This is a genomic window from Escherichia sp. TW14182 (assembly GCF_000208525.1).
In the GTDB taxonomy this organism is placed as follows: Bacteria; Pseudomonadota; Gammaproteobacteria; order Enterobacterales; family Enterobacteriaceae; genus Escherichia; species Escherichia ruysiae.
In genome coordinates this window covers 1-4836 of record NZ_AEJZ01000243.1, presented here as the reverse complement: position 1 = coordinate 4836, position 4836 = coordinate 1, and the positions used below count along the sequence as shown (strand labels likewise).

Below are 4836 nucleotides of genomic sequence, written 5' to 3'. Positions count from 1 at the left end.
AGTCGGATGCTCGTAGATCTCTTCCGGCTCGCCAATCTGAACAAATTTACCGCGATTCATAATCGCGATGCGCCCCGCCATGGTCATCGCCTCTTCCTGATCGTGCGTTACCATCACACAGGTCACGCCGACACGCTCCAGAATATCCACCACTTCAAGCTGCATCCGGTCGCGCAGTTTTTTATCCAGCGCGCCCATCGGTTCATCGAGCAGTAATAGTTTCGGGCGTTTAGCGAGGCTTCGTGCCAGCGCCACTCGCTGACGTTGGCCACCGGAAAGCTGATGCGGTTTGCGTTTGGCAAACTCCTGCATATGCACCAGCCCCAGCATTTCATTGACCCGACTGGCAATTTCCGCTTTTGGTAACTTGTCTTGTTTCAGACCAAAAGCAATGTTTTGCTCCACGGTCATATGGGGGAATAGCGCGTAGGACTGGAACATCATGTTGATGGGGCGCAGATAAGGCGGAACCTGTGACAAATCAACACCATCAAGCATAATTTGCCCGGCAGAAGGTTGTTCGAAACCTGCTAACATACGCAGCAGCGTGGACTTGCCACAGCCGGATGCGCCCAGCAGTGCAAAGATTTCGCCTTTATAAATGGTCAGACTGACATCATCGACCGCGTGTTGACCATCGTAAGATTTGGTCAAATTGCGGATTTCTAATAGTGGTGTCAGCGACTTACGACTTTTCGCCTGCGGGCGAGGGATAGCGTCATTCACGGCTGCTCTCCGGCATTTAATGTGTGCAAGCGCACCAGGATGGTGCGAATTGCCGGCGGGAGTGGTGCGCCCGTCCGGCATCTACGGCAGCGGATTATTTTCCGCTCTTCACTTTGGTCCACGCGCGGGTGCGCACACGATCGATTTTCGGATCCTGCACTTGCAGGGTGAACATTTTGGCGCGAACGTCCGCCGGAGGATAAATCCCTGGATTATCACGCACTTCCGCACTCACCAGCGGCGTAGCTGCTTTATTGGCGTTGGCATAGAACACATGGTCAGAGATATGTGCCACCACATCCGGGCGCAGCAGATAATTCAGGAACTGATACGCTTCGTCTTTGTTTTTGGCATCTGCCGGCATGGCGAAAACATCAAAGAACGCCATCGCCCCTTCTTTAGGAATCGAGAAGGAGACATTCACGCCGTTCTTCGCTTCTTTCGCACGGTTAGAAGCCTGCCAGACATCACCCGCCCAGCCGATAGCTACGCAAATATCGCCATTTGCCAGGTCATTGATGTACTGGGAAGAGTGGAAATAACGAATATTCGGGCGCAGTTTTAACAGCAGATCGGTAGCCGGTCCGGTGTAATCATCCGCTTTGGTGCTGTTCGGATCTTTACCAAGATAATTCAACACAGTGGCAAAAACTTCTTCCGGCGCATCGAGGAAAGAGACACCACAGCTTTTCAGTTTTTCCAGATTTTCTGGTTTGAGGATCAAGTCCCAGCTATCGACCGGCGCGTTTTCGCCCAGCACTGCTTTGACTTTATCGACGTTATACCCAATCCCGGTAGTCGCCCACATATACGGCATAGCAAATTTATTGTCGGGATCGTGTTTTGCCACCAGCTTCAGCAGTTCTGGATCGAGATTCTTCCACTCCGGCAATTTGCTTTTATCCAGCGGCTGGAATACTCCCGCAGTCAACTGGCGCTCCAGAAAGCTGGCTGACGGCACGACCAGGTCAAAACCGGTACTCCCCGCCATTAATTTGCCTTCCAGCACTTCGTTGGAATCAAAAACATCGTAGACGACTTTAATACCGGTCTCTTTTTCAAAATTTGCCACCGTATCCGGGGCGATATAATCAGACCAGTTATAGATGTGGAGTGTTTTTTGTTCAGCCGCGAGCGTGCCGACAGAGACGGCCATCAGAGCACCCGCAATCAGACCCGATAGCCATTTTTTATTTAAGGCGGTCATATCTCTTTCCTTCTGAAAGTTCGTTAACAAACGAACAAAAGTTGTCACACTGAAAGATATGCAATAAACGTGCATATTTTTTATCGGCGCGGTGCAAGAAAAGAGAACTCTCTCCCGGCCAGCATTGCTCGCTATATAAAAGCCTCGCAAGAATAACTTTAGCCAGGGTTTGAAACTATAGCTGTAATTAAAAAACGGTATTTAACAAATTTTTATGCGCATTTGCTCTATGTGATAAAGCAAATCTGGCGCAATAGAAGTGAAATAATCTTTAATGAAAGGTTAAAATCAGCAGGAAATATTACGACGCGCAGTCACTGCGGCAGCGACTGCGTGCTCGAAGAAAGTTATCAGTGAAGGAAATAGTTTTCGGTAACGTTGTTTTGCCCTTCATCGTCAGTCGGCAACAGCAGCTGATGGGCATTAGCTTCGAGGATGACCATTGAAATCTGCTCTTCGCTCTGGCGTACAAACCATGCAAACTGTTCATAGGTTACGCCCTGCATAACAGATAAAGACTGGCAAACCACCAGCTTTGGCAGATTATCATCCTGCATATCGAGAAATGCTTTCACGGTCAGTGAGCTGGCATTGATGGCTGATAAATCCGCCGCCAGCGGCAACACGGCTGAAGGCCTGACTTCCGCCATGGCAGAAAACAGGATTGTGTTATCAATCAGGTCGATTTTGGCATCAAAGACACCGTCGAAATTCTGCATATGGGGCAGATGCAAAGCCTGACAGTTATCACATTCAAAAAAACTCATCCCCAGGTCATCGAGCCATTGACGCAACGTATCCAGACCAGGAACGACCAGCGATGTCATAATTTTGTACAACCTCTTCCGATAAAAAGACTGGCACAGCTTACGCAAAAAGCGCAGGCAAAACCATGATCAGTAATGTGATTGCGACTAACCACCCGTTTTCAGGCAATATTCTGCCGTGGCGTGGCGTTCGATCCAGCGGATCATTTTACCCGCAATGTCGATACCGGTGGTTTTTTCTATTCCTTCCAGCCCCGGCGACGCATTCACCTCCATCACCAACGGTCCGCGATTGGCACGCAGAATATCCACACCGGCAACATCCAGCGCCATCGTTCGCGCGGCTTTGATGGCGATCTCACGCTCTTTCGGCGTGATACTGGCGATGCTTGCCGCGCCGCCACGATGCAAATTGGAGCGAAAATCGCCCTCTTTCGCCCGCCGTTCAATCGCCGCGACAACTTCATCACCGACGACCAGACAGCGGATATCGCACCCTTGCGCCTCTTTGATATATTCCTGCACCAGAATATGGGCGTTCAGGCCGCGAAAAGCATCAATCACGCTTTCTGCCGCCTGGCGCGTTTCCGCCAGCACCACACCAATTCCCTGCGTGCCTTCGACCAGCTTAACCACCAGTGGCGCACCACCGACCATATCGATTAAGTCGCTGGTATCATCCGGCGAATGCGCAATCCCCGTGACAGGCAGGTCAATGCCCTGACGCGCCAGCAGTTGCATGGAACGCAATTTGTCACGCGCCCGGGCAATCGCGACCGATTCGTTCAGCGGATAACTGCCCAGCATTTCGAACTGGCGCAGCGCCGCCGTCCCATAAAAGGTTATAGCAGTGCCAATGCGTGGGATCACCGCGTCAAAATGGGGGAGTTTGCGGCCTTTATAGTGAATGGAAGACGCCGCAGGATTAATGTTCATGTAGCAAGAAAGCGGATCGAGAATTTCAACCAGGTGACCACGCTGTATGGCGGCTTCACGCAGCCGCTTACACGAATAGAGCGTTCCATCCCGGGACAATATGGCAATTTTCACCCTGCACCTCTCTGTCAGACCTGGTCAAAAGCCCGCGTATAATACATCGCCGTAACGGTTTTAGCGCGTCGCCCAACCTTGTTTATGCAAATAATCGAGAATAAAAGGACGGCTTTCTTTGATAATCGTCCGGCGAATATGATCGCTCCAGGTATCCCGGCGATTATTACTGCCACGGGTAAGATAATATTCCGCCAGTTGCTCGTCATACTGCGCCAGAGCATCTTTATCCAGCGGTTGGTAGCTGTTTTCATGCACCAAAATGGAAGCCGGTAAACGCGGCTTGAGATCCGGGTTATCCGCAGGCCAGCCGAGACACAAGCCAAACAGCGGCAGAACATGCTTTGGTAATTTCAGCAGCGCCGTCACCGCTTCAATGTTATTGCGCAGGCCGCCAATATATACACCGCCTAACCCCAACGATTCCGCTGCGGTTAAGGCATTTTGCGCCATCATCGCCGTATCAACAACACCGAGCAACAACTGTTCTGCCAGGCCGAGTTGAGCATCCGGGCAGATCTGCAAATGACGGTTAAAGTCGGCGCAAAACACCCAAAACTCCGCCGCTTGCGCAACATGTTTTTGCCCGCCGGTCAGCGGCACCAGGGCTTCACGCAATGCGGGGTCGGTAATGCGAATAATGCTACTACACTGCAAAAAGCTGGAACTGGAGGTCGCACGGGCGCTGTTGATAATCGCCTCACGCTGTTCAGCGGAGATAGGTTCATCAGTGAAATGGCGAATGGAGCGGTGACCACAAATAAGTTCAATGGTTGGCGTCATTATCTTTTTCTCTTTCTGAACGTGAAGATTCCAGTGGATGATTCATCAGTTGCGGGGCCAGCCGTTTTGCCACCTGAAGAATAACCACCACCGCAGCGGGAAGCATGAGCAAAACACCGAGAAAAATCATCAGAATTTGCGCTTCTGGCGTAGAAAACGGCGCTGGAAGCGAAAAGTTGTCACTTATCGACAGCAGCGCCGCCGCCAGTAACATCATTCCAATAAATTCCAGTATCAACACGCTTTTAGGCAATTTACCGATCGCGCGCATAAACGGTGATGCTGCCAACTTACTGATTTAGT

Annotated in this window: 6 protein-coding genes; all 6 read right to left on the bottom strand. The window is 51.0% G+C overall.

The features are described 5' to 3' along the window. The coding region (gene potA, locus EQY_RS0118245) for a polyamine ABC transporter ATP-binding protein (protein ID WP_000995980.1) at positions 1-726 on the bottom strand (726 nt) is incomplete at its 3' end. A 94-nt stretch (positions 727-820) separates the two neighbouring features. After that, positions 821-1933 (bottom strand): spermidine/putrescine ABC transporter substrate-binding protein PotF, encoded by a 1113-nt coding sequence (gene potF, locus EQY_RS0118240; protein ID WP_000126057.1) that lies wholly within the window; start codon positions 1931-1933, stop codon positions 821-823. A 350-nt stretch (positions 1934-2283) separates the two neighbouring features. Beyond that, entirely contained in the window at positions 2284-2760 is a 477-nt protein-coding gene (locus EQY_RS0118230; RefSeq protein WP_000203025.1) for a type III secretion system chaperone family protein, read from the bottom strand. An 87-nt stretch (positions 2761-2847) separates the two neighbouring features. Next, positions 2848-3750, bottom strand: a complete 903-nt coding sequence (rimK, locus tag EQY_RS0118225; RefSeq protein WP_000684316.1) for a 30S ribosomal protein S6--L-glutamate ligase — start codon at positions 3748-3750, stop codon at positions 2848-2850. Positions 3751-3810: 60 nt separating this feature from the next. Then, positions 3811-4533: a nitroreductase NfsA gene (gene nfsA / locus EQY_RS0118220; RefSeq protein ID WP_000189118.1), complete on the bottom strand. Its 723-nt coding sequence runs from the start codon at positions 4531-4533 to the stop codon at positions 3811-3813. Next, positions 4517-4804 carry a YbjC family protein gene (locus EQY_RS0118215; RefSeq protein WP_001201565.1) on the bottom strand — a complete coding sequence of 96 codons (288 nt, stop codon included), beginning with the start codon at positions 4802-4804 and terminating at the stop codon, positions 4517-4519. The genes nfsA and EQY_RS0118215 overlap by 17 nt, the downstream gene beginning before the upstream one ends. Positions 4805-4836 lie beyond the last annotated feature (32 nt).

What these genes read in the sequence shown, in the direction of transcription:
- potF (WP_000126057.1), bottom strand. Translation starts at nt 1,933, where the DNA reads ATGACCGCCTTAAATAAAAAATGGCTATCGGGTCTGATTGCGGGTGCT.
- nfsA (WP_000189118.1), bottom strand. Translation starts at nt 4,533, where the DNA reads ATGACGCCAACCATTGAACTTATTTGTGGTCACCGCTCCATTCGCCAT.
- EQY_RS0118230 (WP_000203025.1), bottom strand. Translation starts at nt 2,760, where the DNA reads ATGACATCGCTGGTCGTTCCTGGTCTGGATACGTTGCGTCAATGGCTC.
- EQY_RS0118215 (WP_001201565.1), bottom strand. Translation starts at nt 4,804, where the DNA reads ATGCGCGCGATCGGTAAATTGCCTAAAAGCGTGTTGATACTGGAATTT.